Origin of the sequence: Bradyrhizobium sp. CB1015 (assembly GCF_025200925.1) — a bacterium.
In the GTDB taxonomy this organism is placed as follows: Bacteria; Pseudomonadota; Alphaproteobacteria; order Rhizobiales; family Xanthobacteraceae; genus Bradyrhizobium.
This window is the reverse complement of record NZ_CP104174.1, coordinates 3,472,607-3,487,436: the sequence shown is the minus strand read 5'-3', so window position 1 is coordinate 3,487,436 and position 14,830 is coordinate 3,472,607. Positions and strand designations below refer to the sequence as shown.

General features: G+C 65.5%; 14 protein-coding genes. 9 read left to right on the top strand and 5 right to left on the bottom strand.

Going from position 1 to position 14,830, the window contains the following annotated elements:
* Together N2604_RS15910 and N2604_RS15905 are read right to left on the bottom strand one after the other, a co-directional pair.
* The gene (locus N2604_RS15910) at window positions 1–417 is read right to left on the bottom strand and encodes a MucR family transcriptional regulator (protein ID WP_036005917.1); all 417 of its coding nucleotides are present in this window, start codon (window positions 415–417) and stop codon (window positions 1–3) included.
* Window positions 418–563: 146 nt separating this feature from the next.
* Complete coding sequence (locus N2604_RS15905) at window positions 564–1,427, bottom strand: DUF308 domain-containing protein (RefSeq protein WP_260375565.1); 864 nt, start codon at window positions 1,425–1,427, stop codon at window positions 564–566.
* Window positions 1,428–1,758: 331 nt separating this feature from the next.
* Between N2604_RS15905 and N2604_RS15900 the strand changes: the two genes are divergently transcribed.
* Window positions 1,759–3,408, top strand: coding sequence for a glycosyltransferase family 39 protein (locus tag N2604_RS15900; RefSeq protein ID WP_260375564.1), 1,650 nt, complete (start codon window positions 1,759–1,761; stop codon window positions 3,406–3,408).
* A gap of 205 nt (window positions 3,409–3,613) precedes the next feature.
* Window positions 3,614–4,393 (top strand): class II aldolase/adducin family protein, encoded by a 780-nt coding sequence (locus N2604_RS15895; RefSeq protein ID WP_260375563.1) that lies wholly within the window; start codon window positions 3,614–3,616, stop codon window positions 4,391–4,393.
* A gap of 411 nt (window positions 4,394–4,804) precedes the next feature.
* On the opposite strand, the gene N2604_RS15890 is transcribed toward N2604_RS15895, so the two are convergent.
* The 3 genes from N2604_RS15890 to N2604_RS15880 form a co-directional block, all read right to left on the bottom strand.
* The gene (locus tag N2604_RS15890; protein ID WP_260375562.1) at window positions 4,805–6,199 is read right to left on the bottom strand and encodes a M20/M25/M40 family metallo-hydrolase; all 1,395 of its coding nucleotides are present in this window, start codon (window positions 6,197–6,199) and stop codon (window positions 4,805–4,807) included.
* 24 nt (window positions 6,200–6,223) lie between these two features.
* On the bottom strand, window positions 6,224–7,552 hold the full coding sequence (locus N2604_RS15885; RefSeq protein ID WP_260375561.1) for a glycosyltransferase family 87 protein: 1,329 nt from the start codon (window positions 7,550–7,552) through the stop codon (window positions 6,224–6,226).
* 142 nt (window positions 7,553–7,694) lie between these two features.
* The gene (locus tag N2604_RS15880; protein WP_260375560.1) at window positions 7,695–9,317 is read right to left on the bottom strand and encodes a DUF853 domain-containing protein; all 1,623 of its coding nucleotides are present in this window, start codon (window positions 9,315–9,317) and stop codon (window positions 7,695–7,697) included.
* Window positions 9,318–9,655: 338 nt separating this feature from the next.
* Between N2604_RS15880 and N2604_RS15875 the strand changes: the two genes are divergently transcribed.
* From N2604_RS15875 to N2604_RS15845, 7 genes are all read left to right on the top strand, one after another.
* Complete coding sequence (locus tag N2604_RS15875; RefSeq protein ID WP_260375559.1) at window positions 9,656–10,021, top strand: DUF2267 domain-containing protein; 366 nt, start codon at window positions 9,656–9,658, stop codon at window positions 10,019–10,021.
* Between the two features lie 24 nt (window positions 10,022–10,045).
* Window positions 10,046–10,453, top strand: a complete 408-nt coding sequence (locus tag N2604_RS15870) for a DUF4332 domain-containing protein (RefSeq protein WP_025035066.1) — start codon at window positions 10,046–10,048, stop codon at window positions 10,451–10,453.
* A 232-nt stretch (window positions 10,454–10,685) separates the two neighbouring features.
* Window positions 10,686–11,546 (top strand): dihydropteroate synthase, encoded by an 861-nt coding sequence (folP, locus tag N2604_RS15865; protein WP_260375558.1) that lies wholly within the window; start codon window positions 10,686–10,688, stop codon window positions 11,544–11,546.
* A complete protein-coding gene (folB, locus tag N2604_RS15860) occupies window positions 11,543–11,911 on the top strand; it encodes a dihydroneopterin aldolase (RefSeq protein ID WP_260375557.1) in 369 nt (122 codons plus the stop codon). The genes folP and folB overlap by 4 nt, the downstream gene beginning before the upstream one ends.
* Before the next feature lies 1 nt (window position 11,912).
* Window positions 11,913–12,404 (top strand): 2-amino-4-hydroxy-6-hydroxymethyldihydropteridine diphosphokinase, encoded by a 492-nt coding sequence (gene folK / locus N2604_RS15855; RefSeq protein ID WP_260375556.1) that lies wholly within the window; start codon window positions 11,913–11,915, stop codon window positions 12,402–12,404.
* A gap of 81 nt (window positions 12,405–12,485) precedes the next feature.
* Window positions 12,486–14,357, top strand: a complete 1,872-nt coding sequence (locus N2604_RS15850) for a methylmalonyl-CoA mutase subunit beta (RefSeq protein ID WP_260375555.1) — start codon at window positions 12,486–12,488, stop codon at window positions 14,355–14,357.
* Window positions 14,354–14,818 carry a GFA family protein gene (locus N2604_RS15845; protein WP_260375554.1) on the top strand — a complete coding sequence of 155 codons (465 nt, stop codon included), beginning with the start codon at window positions 14,354–14,356 and terminating at the stop codon, window positions 14,816–14,818. Before N2604_RS15850 ends, N2604_RS15845 begins: the two co-directional genes overlap by 4 nt.
* The last annotated feature ends 12 nt before the right edge of the window (window positions 14,819–14,830 follow it).

Below are 14,830 nucleotides of genomic sequence, written 5' to 3'. Positions count from 1 at the left end.
CTACTTCCGTTTCCGCTGCTGCTGCCCGAGGCCCATCTGCTTGGCGAGCTGCGAGCGCGCCACCGCATAGTTCGGGGCGACCATGGGATAGTCGGCCGGCAAGCCCCACTTCTCACGGTATTGCTCCGGCGTCATGTTGTACTGCGTGCGCAGATGGCGCTTCAGCGACTTGAAGCGCTTGCCGTCTTCGAGGCACACGAGATAATCGGGCGCGATCGACTTCTTCAGCGAGACGGCCGGCTTGGCCGGCTCCAGCGGCGCGGTCTCGGTGCGGCCTGACGAGACCCGCACCAAGGCGCCATGCACCTGACTGATCAGGTTCGGAATCTCGGCTGCCGGCGTCGGATTGTTGCTGAGATAGGCCGACACGATGCTCGCGGTCAGCTCGATGAAATTCTTCGCCCCCGCATCCGACATGCGCCTCTCCCTTCTCGCGCTCGTAGCTACGGGATTGACGACAGCGAAGTATTCCCTGTCAAGAATACATTCGGCGAAACACGACGACTGACGGCGAAGCGCTGATTACTGATGAAAGTCGCGGCTCTACTTGAACGCCGGCAGCCTCAACCGCGCTGGTCGAGATGGGCGCGGAGCTCGTCGATCGAGGCAAAGCGCATCATGCCCTCCGGCATCTGCGCTTCGATGGAACCATCGGAATAGAGCGAATAGGCCATGCCATCGACGACGCCGGACTTGAGCACCGTCACGGGTGGTGCGGACTCCACGGCGGGCGGCGGCTCGGGGGCCGGTGCCGGAGCGGTCTCCGCGAAGGTCGGCGAGCGCGGCGGCGGACGGCGCGGGGCGGCCGGCGGCTCCGGCGGGCGCGTACGGTCCGGCTTCGGCCAGGCCACGTCAAAGCTCGCAGGCGGAAGGTTCGGGGCCTCAGTGGCGTCCGCGGGCGGGGGCGCAGCTTCACCGGATTTCGCCTCCGCGCGCTCGCGCTCCTTGCGCGAGGTCGAGGCGAACAGCAGGTTGCGCCGGCGCGGCGCTTCCGGCGCGGTCGGGGCTTCCGGCTCCTGCTGCGGTGCCTCCGTGCGCGGACGCTCGCGCGCTGCGGCTTCGCTCTGCCATGGCGGCGGACTTGGGGGCGGACTTGGGGGCGGTGGCGGTGGCGCCGGCTCGGCTCTCACCGCCGCAGCGGGCATCGGCTCGGGCGCGACCGAGCCAGGCACGGCGAGGCCCGGCAGCACGGGCCTGACCCGAACCTCGGATGGCGCGACCGCACCGGCCAGCCGGCGCGCGATGCCCTTGAGCTCGAGCAGCACCAGATGCAGGCCGACCAGTAACATTCCGGAGCAGACGCCAATGGTGCCGGAGATTATGAGAGTCCCACCGAGGCTGAATTCCCTGATCGTCATGCCGAAAATGATCGCGAGGAGACCCGCCAGAGCGGCGCAAATCCCCACGATCAGCAATGCCAAATTCATCGAACTCACCCCCGGCCGCGCATGCACGCGCGAGAACCGCTGCGCCACGATACCGTCATACGCTGTTCCACGCCAACGGCCAATTCTGGGCGGTGTTCCTAAAGGGAAGGAAATCAGGGACTTATTCACATTCCCTTCAGCTGCGGCTCGCTACTGCTAAAGCTGGCTCTCAAGTCATCGGAATTGGTGCCAAACCGGAATTGCTGCGTCGCATCAGGAATTTAGCCATAATGCCCAATTACTTGGTAATGGAACTGCGCTATAGGGAGTCCGGGGTTGAGGCCCGCGCGCACCAGCAGGGCCAAGAGGGGATTCCGGGGCACCGATAGCTATGACATCCATCACGACTTCGGCGATCGACACGCCTTCACGGCGCTCGATCGAACGGACTTGCGACGATCTCGCCATGCTGGTGCTGGCCGCGGTCGCCGTCATTGCAGGCTTGACCTTCCGCGACTACGGGCTCGGTTGGGACGATTACACCCACGCCGAATATGCCGACCTGCTGCTGCGCATGTTCGGTTCCGGCTTCAAGGACAATGCGGCGCTCTCGTTCGCCAATCTCTACATGTATGGCGGCGGTTTCGACATGGTCGCGGCCCTGCTGCACAAGGTCATTCCGCTCGAATTGTTCGAAACGCGCCGTCTCGTCGGCGCCATCGTCGGCGTGATCGGACTCGCCGTGACCTGGCGGCTCGGCCGCCGCATCGGCGGACCGCTCGCAGGCCTCGCCGCGCTGCTCCTGCTCGCGCTTTGCCCGATCTTCTACGGCCACATGTTCATGAACCCGAAGGATGCGCCCTTCGCGGTCGCCATGATCATCCTGATGCTCGGCCTCGTCCGGCTCGCCGAGGAATATCCGCAGCCGTCGCCGCGCACGATCCTGATCGTCGGCTTGGGGGCCGGCCTTTCGCTCGGCTGCCGCGTTCTCGGCGGGCTCGCTTTGGTCTACGCCACGCTCGGCTTCATGCCGCTGCTGCTGGAGGAATTGCGCACCGAAGGTCTGCGCGAGTCCGTTCGCCGCTTCGCCCATGTCGTCTATGTGCTGCTGCCCGGCCTCGTGCTCGGCTACCTCGTGATGGGCCTGATCTGGCCGTGGTCGATCATGGAGCCCGGCAATCCCTTCGAGGCGCTGACCTACTTCTCGCATTTCTTCGAGAAGCCGTGGAAGGAGATGTTCGACGGCGCGATCGTGTCGGTCCCCGACATGCCCTGGTCGTATCTGCCGACGCTGTTCGCGCTGCAGCTGCCCGAGGTGATGCTGGTGCTGATGGGAGGTGCCATCGTCAGCACCTTCGCCATGCTGCCGCGGCGCGAGGTTCCGGCGCGCCGCAAGACCATCCTCCTGATGTTGACGCTGGCTGCGACCCTGCCGCTCGCAATCGCGATGGTGAAGCGCCCGGCGCTCTACAACGGCATCCGACATTTCGTCTTCGTGATCCCGCCGATGGCGGTGCTCGGCGGCGTCGCCTTCGCCTGGACCATGGAGCGCCTGCGCGCCAATCACCGCACCTGGCAGCCGGTCGTGCTCGCCACCTTCTGCTTCGGCCTTGCGCTGTCGCTCGCCGAGATGATCCGGCTGCACCCCTATCAGTACACGCACTTCAACCACATCGCCGGCACCGTGCGCGGCGCCGACGACCGCTTCATGCTGGACTATTGGGGTCTCGCCTTGAAGCAGGCCTCCGACGGATTGCGCGAGCAGCTCGTCGAGCGCCAGGAAGTGCCACCCAGCAACCGCAAATGGAAGGTCGCGGTGTGCGGACCGCAGCGCCCGGCCCAGGTCGCGCTCGGGCCGGACTTCACCATCGGCTGGGATTCCAACGCCGCCGATTTCGCCATGACGCTCGGCGAGTTCTACTGCAAGGGTCTCACCGCGCCGGTCATGGTCGAGATCAAGCGCGACGACGTGGTGTTCGCCCGCGTCTACGACATCCGCGGCCGCGGCATTTCCAGCCTGCTGTCGATCCCGGCGCCGTAATAATCTTCTCTCGACGGTAGCCTGGATGAGCGCAAGCGAAATCCGGGATCAAGCCTCCCGCATTGCGCCTCCGCCTTCGCTCTACGAGCTACGGCGGAAGCTCCATGCGGGCTACGCTTGACAGCCACGCTCCTTGCGCCTTGCCGCCAGCCTCACCCGCGATTACGCTCGCTTCCCGCAACAACGACGTTCGGAGAGATCAGCCATGTCGCCAGCAGAAGCACGCCTGAGGGAAGTCCCCTCCAACATGACGGAGGCGGAGTGGCAGCAACGGGTCAATCTCGCCGCCTGCTATCGCCTGGTCGCGCTGTACGGCTGGGACGATCTGGTCGACACCCACATCTCCGCGCGCGTGCCCGGTCCCGACCATCACTTCCTCATCAATCCCTACGGGCTGATGTTCGAGGAAATCACGGCCTCCAGCCTCGTCAAGGTCGACCTGCACGGCAACCAGCTCTCCGAGAGCGAGTACAGCATCAACCCCGCCGGCTTCACCATCCATTCGGCGATCCACGAGGTGCGCGAGGACGCCATCTGCGTGCTGCATCTCCACACCCTCGACGGCACCGCGGTGTCGAGCAGCGCGGAAGGTCTCTTGCCCCTGAACCAGACCGCCCAGCTCGTCACCCACGACCTCGCCTATCACGACTATGAAGGCATCGCGCTGGACCACGAGGAGCGGCCGCGGCTGCAGAAGGATCTCGGCGACCACAACCACATGCTCCTGCGCAACCACGGCACCCTGACGGTCGGCCGCTCGGTCGCCTCCGCTTTCGAGCGCATGTACCACCTGGAACGCGCCTGCTCGATGCAGGTGCGCACGCGCGCGCTCGGCACGCCGGTCTATCCGGTCGAGGAAACCGCGATCGAGAAGAACACCGAGCTGTTGTCGAACCGCGACCGCGCCGAGCTGCGCGCGAACAACCTCGTGTGGCCGCCCTTGCTGCGCAAGCTCGACCGCGTCAATCCGGGCTACCGGTCTTGAGATATTTGGGATCTGGTGTAGAGTAACACCAACGAACCTCTACGCCTTTTGGAATGAAACGCCGCCCAATCCCGGGCGGCGTTTTTATTTGGGCCGTTGGTCACAGTACCATCACCGTCACCCTGAGGTGCTCGCCTCTTCGGCGAGCCTCGAAGGGCGACGGCCCGGCTGCATCGGGGCCGTACATCCTTCGAGGCTCACCGTGAAGCGCGTTGCGCTCCACGGCTCGCACCTCAGGATGACGGGAGGCGCAGTTCGGTCGTTGCAAGTTTCGCAGTGTGCGCAAAGCGACTTGTCCGCCATAGCTCGGAGGGCGACGGCGGAAGCGTGCTCACGTCTTCTTCCCTCGTAATCTCTGAGAGATGGTGGGCATGGCACTTTGCGCCATTGCCCACCCGACGCACCGTACCGTTACTTCACCTCCGCCAGCGCAGCGAGGATGCGGGCCCAGGAGCGGATGCCTTTCTGGAAGCTCTGCAGGTCGTATTTCTCGTTCGGCGAGTGGATGTTGTCGTCGTCGAGGCCAAACCCCACCAGCAGCGAGTCGAGGCCGAGCGTGCGCTTGAAGTCGGCGACGATCGGGATCGAGGCGCCGGAGCCCATCAGCACGGTCTCCTTGCCCCATTCCTCCGTCAGCGCCTTGCTGGCGGCGGCAAGCGGCTTCATGGTCCAGTCGAGCGCGACCGCGGGCGCGGCGGAATGGTCGCCGAACTCGACCTTGCAGTCGCCGGGAATGCGCGCCGTCACGTAGTCACGGAAGGCCTTGCGGATCTTTTGCGGGTCCTGACCCTGGACCAGGCGGAACGAGACCTTGGCCGAGGCATGCGAGGGAATCACGGTCTTGGAACCCTCGCCGATATAGCCGCCCCAGATGCCGTTGACGTCGCAGGTCGGACGCGTCGAGGCCTGCTCGACCAGCAGCCTGCCCTTCTCGCCGGCCGGAAGCGACAACCCGACCGGCTTGAGGAAGGTCTCGGGCGTGAAATCGAGCTTCTTCCACTGCTCCAGGATGTCGGGCGGCGTGTCCTTCACGCCGTCATAGAAGCCGGGGATGGTGATGCGGTTGTCGTCGTCGAACAGCCCGCCCAGGATTTTCGTGAGCAGGCGGATCGGGTTCATCGCGGTGCCGCCGAACACGCCGGAATGCAGATCACGATTGGCGGCGGTGATCTTCAGCTCTTCATAGAGCAGGCCGCGCAGCGAGGTCGTGATCGCCGGCGTGTTGCGGTCCCACATGCTGGTGTCGCACACCAGCACGTAGTCGGCCTTGAACTCGTCCTTGTTGGCTTCGATGAAGGGCACGAAATTCTTCGAGCCGACCTCCTCCTCGCCTTCGATCAGGAAGGTGATGTCGACCGGCAGCGAGCCCGTCACCTTCATCCAGGCGCGGCAGGCCTCGACGAACGTCATCACCTGCCCTTTGTCGTCCTCGGCGCCGCGCGCGACGATGATCTTGCGGCCATCGGCATGATCGGTGACGACGGGCTCGAACGGCGGACGGTGCCAGAGATCGAGCGGGTCGACCGGCTGCACGTCGTAATGGCCGTAGAACAGCACGTGCGGCCGCCCGCCCGCGCCGGTCCTGCCGACGACGGCGGGATGACCCGCGGTCGGCCTCACCTCGGCGGCAACACCGAGGCTGGCGATGTCCTTTGCGAGATGCTCGGCGGCAGCCTTGCAATCATCGGTGAAAGCCGGATCGGCCGAGATCGACTTGATCCGCAACAACGAGAACAAGCGCTCCAGGCTGTTATCGAAATCCTTGTCGATGTGGTCGAGCACGGATTGGAGCTGCGCGTTGGCCATGATTGCGAATCCTGGTTTTGAGTCTCAAGAGGTCCCGGGTTTTAGCGCCGGCGCGGCCTCGGGGCTAGCCGCAAGCGGCGGATGCCGGATGTGCCAGGCGAGGCACCCTGCGAGGACCGCGGTCGCAGCGAAGTTGTTGCCCCAGGCCTGGATGACGATCGGAAACCACGGCAGCGACAGCAGCATGAGGAGGCCCGCCGCACCCAGGGCGAGCCAGGTTCCCAGGCGCACATGCGCTCGCTCGTCGAAGGCGGCCCGATGCATCAACACCGTCACCGGGAAGTACAGCCACATGAAATAGTATTGCCGGGCCAGAGGCGAGGCCACCGTCATGAGGCAGAACAAGATGCCGAGCTCCTCGGCGTCCGAGCGCGCCGTCCGCCGCGCTTGCCGCGGCATGATCGCAACGAAGCCGAGCCCGAGCAGCGCCGACAGCGCAAGCACGATCCAGTTCGCCGTCCTGTAGTCGACGTCGATCACATTCATGGTGCGGGCCGGCTTGTTGGGATCGTCCTGATTGTAGTTGATCGGCCGGACCAGGCGATGCGTGACGGCAATGAGGGACTGGTTGACCCACGACCAGTTCTGCTCGGCACGCTGGCCAAAGCCCTTTTCCGAGCTCGTCCCGACCATGCCCTGGTACCAGGTCGCGAGCTCAGCCGCGTTGCGCTCGAAGCCGCGGATCGGTGCCGGCACCACGTAGAGAAGAATGCCGGTGAAGACGATCGTGCCGACCAGGGCCGCCCATTTGCGCCGCCAGGCCAGATAAGGCAGCACGGCGATCGGGAACACCTTGATGGCGGCGGCGAGCGCGAACATGAAACCGGCGAGCCACGATCGCTGATGCCGCAAGCTCCAGAAGCCGTAGAGCATCATCGCCAGCAGGAGGAGGTTCGGCTGGCCGAGGTCGAACATGTCGAACACGAAGGTCACGGTGACGACGACCGGCAGCGCCTCGAGCCAACGACCCGGCGCGCGGTCCGAGCCGGTCATGACCTGGGAGAACGCCGCGGTGTACCACCACGCCACGGCGTTCAAGATCGACAGGACGACATAGAGCGGGATCTTGCCGAACCAGCTCGGGATCGCCAGCAGGATTGCCGGCAGCGGTGGATAGATGAAATCGAAATGTTCGACGGGCGAGGTAGGATAGAGCGGCCCGCCCTGCAAGACCTGCTGGCCGGCCCAGTACCAGAGCGAGTAGTCCTTGGTCTTGCCGCGGCCGAAAATCTCGGGGACGAGCACGTCGGCCGCCAGGAGGACGCAGCAGAACAGAAAAAGCAGATCCAGCGGCGCACGCAGCGACGGGCGTCTGGGTGCGTCAGGCTTGGCTAATCGGGCGGATGGGGTCACGGTGTGGTCCTGAGCGGCGACGACACAGGACCTAGCAGACCGGCAGCGGCTTGGAGAGTCCCCTCACCTGGATGTGTAACATTCGGCCCCTCGCAGATGGCGGAAGAGGTCGGTGCATTGCCTTGCCAATGGGGCGTACTGCCTAACGCCGCAGCAATCCGCCGAGCGCGCCGCGGACCAGCGTACGGCCGATCGAGCCGCCGAGCTGGCCGCCGATCGACTTGCCGATATTGGCGGCCATCCCGCCGATCACCTGGTTGGTGACCGATCGCGTCACGTCACGGGCAATGACCTGGCCGGTCGACAGACGACCTCGCTTGACGTTGGTGCCGAAGATGGTGCCGACGATCGAGCCGATCTGGCCGAGGACGCCGCCGCCGCCTGCGCCCGCAGGGCCGTCGGCCGTCGCTGCCGTGCCGGCGATGCGCTTGTGGATCATCTCGTAGGCGGACTCGGCATCGACGGCCGTGTCATATTTGCCCTTCACCGGGCTTGCCGCCATGATCGCCTTGCGCTCGTCCGGCGTGATCGGTCCGATGCGGGCCGACGGCGGCCGGATCATCACCCGCTCCACCATCGAAGGCGTGCCGTTGCCCTCGAGGAAGGACACCAGCGCCTCGCCCTTGCCGAGCTCCATGATCACCTTTGCGGTGTCGAGCTTCGGGTTGGGCCGGAAGGTCTGCGCCGCAGCGGCGACCGCCTTCTGGTCGCGCGGGGTGAAGGCACGCAATGCGTGCTGCACCCGGTTGCCCAATTGTCCGAGCACGCGGTCGGGCACGTCGAGCGGGTTTTGAGTCACGAAGTAGACGCCGACGCCCTTGGAGCGGATCAGGCGGACCACCTGCTCGATCTTGTCCATCAGCGCCTTGGGCGCGTCGTTGAACAACAGATGCGCCTCGTCGAAGAAGAACACCAGCTTCGGCTTGGGCAGATCGCCGGCTTCGGGCAGCTCCTCGAACAGCTCCGACAACATCCAGAGCAGGAACGTCGCGTACAGCCTGGGGTTCTGGAGCAGCTTGTCGGCAACCAGAATGTTCACCATGCCGCGGCCGTCGCTGTCGGTCTTCATGAAGTCCTTGAGCGTCAGCGCCGGCTCGCCGAAGAATTTGGTGCCGCCCTGGTTCTCCAGCACCAGGAGCTGGCGCTGGATGGTGCCGACGGTCGCCTTGGTGACGTTGCCGAACCCCTGAGCGGCCTTGCGGATGGCGGCGAGCGGATCCTCCTCCGCGTCCGCAGCCTTCTTTCCGCTGTCGGGCACGATGGCGTCGAGCAGCGCCCGCAGATCCTTCATGTCGATCAAGGTCAGGCCGTTGTCGTCGGCGACGCGGAAGGCGACGTTGAGCACGCCTTCCTGCACGTCGTTCAGATCGAGCATGCGCGCGAGCAGAAGCGGCCCCATTTCCGTGACGGTCGCGCGCACCGGGTGGCCCTGCTCGCCGAATACATCCCAGAACACCGTCGAGAACTGATCGGGCTGGAATCTCAGCCCCATTTCGGTGGCGCGCTTGACGATGAAATCCTTGGGTTCGCCGATCTGGCAGATGCCGGAGAGGTCGCCCTTGATGTCGGCCGCGAAGACCGGAACACCGGCGCGCGCAAATCCTTCCGCCATCACTTGCAGCGACACGGTCTTGCCGGTTCCGGTTGCACCCGTGACGAGGCCGTGGCGATTGGCGAGCGCAAGCGTCAGCCATGCCTGCTCGTCTCCCTTGCCGACGAAGATCTTGGCGTCGGTATCGCCGAGCTTGCTGTCCTGTGCGGTCATTATTCTCTCTGATCTCTCTGCTGAGTTTCGCGTATTGAAACTCAAATGCACCAGTTCCGTAGTTTAACGCATCTCGCGCGCCGATTAAAACGGTTCAGCGGCTCCTGCGCATGCGACATTGTCGGACACGGACGGACGAGATCGGCCGAAAGTAGGAACGCGGCGTTCGCAACGCGGCAATTTTTCGCCGATTCGTTCTCGGCTCTTGCACGGCGGCAACACTTTTCGCGCGTTCGCGACGGCGCATGCGTTCATCGCTTGTATTTCACGTCACACCGGCTCAAGATCGTTTTCGAAAGCAATACTCCGGAATGTAAACCGGCTGAGGGGCGGGTCTTATGGACGAGCTGATCGGACGGCTGGCGACAAACGCCAGCATAGATGGTGCTGTCGCTGAAAAGACCGTCGGCATCATCCTGGCCTTCCTTCGCAGCGAGGGTCCTTCCGACAGCGTGCAGGCCCTGATCGACCAGATTGCCGGAGCGGAAGCTGCGATCGAGGCGTCCAGGAGCGGTGGCGGCCTGTCGCGGCTGATGGGCGGCGGCTTGATGGCCGTCGGCACGCGCCTGATGGGCCTGGGGCTCGGCATGTCCGAGATTCAAAACGTCGCCCGTGAACTTTTCCGCTACGGGCGAGACAAAATCGGAGCGGATCAGATGGGCAAGATCATCGCGGGGACGCCGGGCCTCAGCCAGTTCGCCTGAGCGACGCTTTTCATATCGAGTATCATGACATATCCGATCTCCGAGATTGAGGGCCTGCCGGCCTTTGCCGCCAACAAGCTGAAGGCGCAAGGAATCCGCACCACCGACGCGCTGCTCGAGGCGGCCTCGACCGTGAAGGGCCGCAAGGCGCTTTCGGCCAAGACCGGCATCAGCGAGCAGCAATTGCTGGAATGGGCCAACGTCTCCGACTACATGCGCATCCCCGGCATGGGCAGGGCCAAGGTCGGGCTCGTCCGCGCCGCCGGCGTCACCACCGTGCGCGAGCTCGCCTATCGAAATCCGGCGAGGCTGGCGCAGAGCATGCGCGAGGCCAACGAGAAGAAGAAACTCGTCCGCCTCCTGCCTTCCGAGAAGTCGGTCGGCGACATCATCGCCAAGGCCAAGAAGCTGCCGCCGAAGATTACGTATTAGCTCTGCGTTGGGTCTCATGTCCCGGACGCGCTGCAACGCCCTTAGGCGTGCTGCGCAGAGCCGGGACCCAGACAGCTCTCGGTGACATGGGCCCCGGCTCTGCAGCGCACCGCTGAAGGAGCGTTGCGCTGCGTCCGGGGCACGAGAGCATTCATCCAGCGCTACGTCTGTCCATGCTAAAGGCCCCCAATCCGTCTTGACACCCCCTTCGCGACCGCGCAAAGCGGGCCGCATGAATGCCTCGCCCTCCTCTTCCGTCAAGCCGGCCGGCTCGGCCGGGACCGACGCGCTGCGGGCGCTCGTGGGCCGCCCGCTTCCTGCGGTGATGGGCGTGCTCAACATCACCCCGGATTCCTTCTCCGACGGCGGCGAGTTCATCGCGCCCGCGCGGGCGCTGGCGCGGGCGCGGGCGATGATCGCCGCCGGCGTCGACATGATCGATATCGGCGCCGAATCCACCCGGCCCTACAAAGGCGCCCGGCCGGTCACCGCGGCGGATGAGCTCGCGCGGCTGAAGCCGGTGCTCTCGGACGTCGTGGCGCTCGGCGTGCCCGTCTCGATCGACAGCATGAAGGCGGAGGTGGTGGCCTTCGCGCTCGACCAGGGCGCGGCGATCGCCAACGACGTCTGGGGCCTGCAAGGCGACGCCGAGATGGCGCCGCTGATCGCCGCCAGGGGCGCCCCTGTCATCGTCATGCACAACCGCGACAGCGTCGATCCCGCCATCGACATCGTCGCGGACATCAAGACATTCTTCCTGCGCTCGCTGGATCTTGCCGCAAAAGCCGGCATCGCGCGCGACAAGATCGTGCTCGATCCCGGGATCGGCTTCGGCAAGACCGCCGAGCAGAGCATGACCGCGCTGGCGCGCTTGCGCGAGCTCGACATGTTCGGCCTGCCGATCCTGGTCGGCGCCTCGCGAAAACGCTTCATCGCCTCGGTGTCGCCGTCGGAGCCCGCGGAGCGGCTCGCCGGCTCGATCGCGGCGCATCTGATCGCCGCGCAGCGCGGCGCCAAGATCATCCGGACCCATGACGTCGCCGAAACCCTGCAGGCCCTGCGGGTGGCGCATGCCATCGAGAGCAAGCAATGACCGACACGATCTTCGTCACCGGCCTGTCGATCCATGCCCGTCATGGCGTGATGGATCACGAAACCGAGGTCGGCCAGCGTTTCGTCATCGATCTCGAGCTCTATACCGACCTGTCGGAGCCTGCGCGCAGCGACCGGCTCGCCGACACGGTGTCCTACGCCGATGTCGTGGCGACGACGACGGCGGCGTTCAAGAACACCAATTACAAGCTCTTGGAGCGCGCGGCCGGCGCGGTGGCCGATGCGATCCTGTCGCACTTCCCGCGCATCCGCGCCGTGAAGGTCACGGTGCACAAGCCGCACGCGCCGATCGCCGCGATCTTCGATGATGTCGGCATCATGCTGACGCGCTCGCGGCATCCCTGACATGACGAGCGTGCTGATCGCTCTCGGCGGCAATGTCGGCGATGTCCGCGCGACGTTCCAAAAGGCGATCGCGCATATCTGCGGCATGGCACAGGCGGCGCTGATCGCGCGCTCGTCCGACTATGCCACCCCGCCCTGGGGCGACGAGGACCAGGACCCCTTCATCAATGCCTGTATCGAGATCGAGACCAGTCTCGATCCACATGCGCTATTGTTCGTGCTGCAGAAAGTCGAGCAGAAGTTCGGCCGCACACGAACCAAGGCGCGGCGCTGGGGTCCGCGCACGCTCGATCTCGACATGATCGCCTATGACGATGTCGCCTTGCAGAAGCCCGACCTGACGCTGCCGCATCCGCACCTGTTCGAACGCGCCTTCGTGCTGGCGCCGCTGGCTGAAATCGCGCCGGACCGCGTGATCTCGGGCATTCGTGTGCGCGACGGGCTTGCCAGCGTCTCGACGCAAGGCATTGAGCGGCTTCCGGATACCGGTTAACCAAAAACAACCGTTTGCAGGAACGGTCCGCCGTGGCAATTTCGCCTGCGAATAACAAGACGTTCGGGAGCCCCGCGCCGCATGACCTCCGTGACTGACGACCTGCCGCTGGCGGCGGATTTTCCCAAGGCCAGCGTCGAGGATTGGCGCAAGCTGGTCGACGGCGTGCTGAAGGGCGCGCCGTTCGAGAAGCTGGTCGGCAAGACCTATGACGGCATCAAGATCGAACCGCTCTATCCGCGCGCGAGGGGCGTTGCGCCGGTGGTGGGCCGGCCGCCGGCCGCGCCCTGGCAGATCATCCAGCGGATCGACCATCCTGATGCGGCGCTCGCGAATGCGCAGGCGCTGCACGATCTGGAGAACGGTGCGACCGGGCTTGCGCTGGTATTCGCCGGCGCCAATGGCGCGCGCGGTTTCGGCCTGGAACCTTCGGCCGACGCGGTCGCAAAGGTCTTGAAGGACATTCATCTCGACGCCGGGATCGGCATCGAGCTCGAGATCGGCCCGCAATCGCGGATGGCCGCGATCCATGTCGCAGAATATGTGAAGAGCAACGGCCTCGATCCCGGCGCCTGCAACATCCGCTTCGGGCTCGATCCGCTTGCGGCCGGGGCGGTGTGGGGTCACAGCCCCTATACTTGGGACGAAATCGCCCCCGCGATCACGGGCGCCATCAAGGGCCTCGCCGGGCTCGGCTTCAAGGGGCCGTTTGCCTCCGCCGACGGCCGCGTGATCCATGATGCCGGCGGCTCGGAGGTGCAGGAGCTCGCTTTCGTGCTGGCCTGCGGCGTCGCTTATCTGCGCACGATCGAAGGCGCGGGCATTCCGCTGGAAGCCGCGCAGGACATGGTCTATGCGCGGCTCGCCGCGGATGCCGACCAATTCCTGACCATGGCCAAATTCCGCGCGCTGCGGCTGCTATGGGCGCGCATCGAGAGCGCTTGCGGGCTGACGCCCAAGCCGCTGTTCATCGCTGCCGACACGGCCTGGCGCATGCTGACGCAGCGCGATCCCTACGTGAACATGTTGCGCGCGACCATGGCGACCTTCGCCGCGGGACTCGCCGGCGCCAACGCCATCACCGTGCTGCCGCATACGCTGGCGCTCGGCCTGCCCGATCCGTTCGCGCGGCGCGTGGCGCGCAACACCCAGCTTCTGCTGCTGGAAGAAAGCAACCTCGCCAAGGTCAGCGATCCCGCGGCGGGCGCCGGTGGCATCGAGACGCTGACGGCGCAGCTGTGCGAAGCGGCCTGGGCGCTGTTCCAGGAGAGCGCGAAGGCCGGTGGCGCGTTCGCCGCGCTTCAGCAGGGTGTATTCCAGAGCAAGGTCGCGGCCACGCGCAAGGCGCGCGCGGCCAATATCGCAAAGCGCCGCGACGTCCTGACCGGCGCCAGCGAGTTTCCGAACCTGCATGAGAGCGAAGCCACTGTCCTGAAGGCAACGCCGATTGCGCTTCCGCCCTACGGCGAGCAGACATACAAGTTCGAGGCTCTGCCGCCGATCCGTCTGGCGGAACCGTTCGAGGCGCTACGCGACAAGTCCGACGCGATGTCGAAGGCGCGGGGCGCACGGCCAAAGGTGTTCCTGGCCAATCTCGGCACGCCCGCCGATTTCACCGCGCGCGCGACGTTCGCGAAGAGCTTCTTCGAGGCCGGCGGCATTCAGGCCGTCGACAGCGAGGGCTTTGCCGATCCCGCCAAGCTGGCCGCGGCCTTCAAGTCCTCCGGCGCCGAGCTGGCCTGTCTGTGTTCCAGCGACAAGGTCTATGCGGAACATGCCGAGGCCGCGGCAAAGGCCCTGCAATCGGCCGGCGGGCGACATATCTATCTGGCAGGCCGCCCGGCTGAGGCCGAGGCGGCGCTGCGGGCCGCCGGCGTCACGGGTTTTGTCTTCGCCGGAAGCGATGCGCTTGCGACGCTGCAGGACGCCTACCGACGGATGGAGCAGCCATGACGGACACCAGCAAACCCGTTCTCACCGGCGGCTGCCAATGCGGCGCCGTGCGCTTTGCGGTCATGACGGCGCCGACCAGGATTTCGATCTGCCACTGCCGGATGTGCCAGAAGGCGAGCGGCGCGCCGTTCGCCTCTTTCGCCGACGTCAACAAGACTGATTTCGCCTGGACCAAGGGCAAGCCGTCGTTCTTCCGCTCCTCCTCGATCGCCGATCGCGGCTATTGCGCCGCCTGCGGCACGCCGCTGAGCTTCGGCCGCATCGACGGCGACCGGATCGAGATCATGACCGGCACCTTCGACCACCCCGACCGCGTCATCCCGACGCGGCAGTTCGGCACCGAATCCCGCCTGGGCTGGGTCGTGGGCATTGCCAATTTGCCGAGCCAGACCACGCAGCAGAATTACGGACCGGAGAAGATGGCGACCATCGTCAGCCATCAACATCCGGATCATGATTGAGCCTACGATATG

What these genes read in the sequence shown, in the direction of transcription:
- N2604_RS15910 (WP_036005917.1), bottom strand. Translation starts at nt 417, where the DNA reads ATGTCGGATGCGGGGGCGAAGAATTTCATCGAGCTGACCGCGAGCATC.
- N2604_RS15905 (WP_260375565.1), bottom strand. Translation starts at nt 1,427, where the DNA reads ATGAATTTGGCATTGCTGATCGTGGGGATTTGCGCCGCTCTGGCGGGT.
- N2604_RS15900 (WP_260375564.1), top strand. Translation starts at nt 1,759, where the DNA reads ATGACATCCATCACGACTTCGGCGATCGACACGCCTTCACGGCGCTCG.
- N2604_RS15895 (WP_260375563.1), top strand. Translation starts at nt 3,614, where the DNA reads ATGTCGCCAGCAGAAGCACGCCTGAGGGAAGTCCCCTCCAACATGACG.
- N2604_RS15890 (WP_260375562.1), bottom strand. Translation starts at nt 6,199, where the DNA reads ATGGCCAACGCGCAGCTCCAATCCGTGCTCGACCACATCGACAAGGAT.
- N2604_RS15880 (WP_260375560.1), bottom strand. Translation starts at nt 9,317, where the DNA reads ATGACCGCACAGGACAGCAAGCTCGGCGATACCGACGCCAAGATCTTC.
- N2604_RS15875 (WP_260375559.1), top strand. Translation starts at nt 9,656, where the DNA reads ATGGACGAGCTGATCGGACGGCTGGCGACAAACGCCAGCATAGATGGT.
- N2604_RS15870 (WP_025035066.1), top strand. Translation starts at nt 10,046, where the DNA reads ATGACATATCCGATCTCCGAGATTGAGGGCCTGCCGGCCTTTGCCGCC.
- folP (WP_260375558.1), top strand. Translation starts at nt 10,686, where the DNA reads ATGAATGCCTCGCCCTCCTCTTCCGTCAAGCCGGCCGGCTCGGCCGGG.
- folB (WP_260375557.1), top strand. Translation starts at nt 11,543, where the DNA reads ATGACCGACACGATCTTCGTCACCGGCCTGTCGATCCATGCCCGTCAT.
- folK (WP_260375556.1), top strand. Translation starts at nt 11,913, where the DNA reads ATGACGAGCGTGCTGATCGCTCTCGGCGGCAATGTCGGCGATGTCCGC.
- N2604_RS15850 (WP_260375555.1), top strand. Translation starts at nt 12,486, where the DNA reads ATGACCTCCGTGACTGACGACCTGCCGCTGGCGGCGGATTTTCCCAAG.
- N2604_RS15845 (WP_260375554.1), top strand. Translation starts at nt 14,354, where the DNA reads ATGACGGACACCAGCAAACCCGTTCTCACCGGCGGCTGCCAATGCGGC.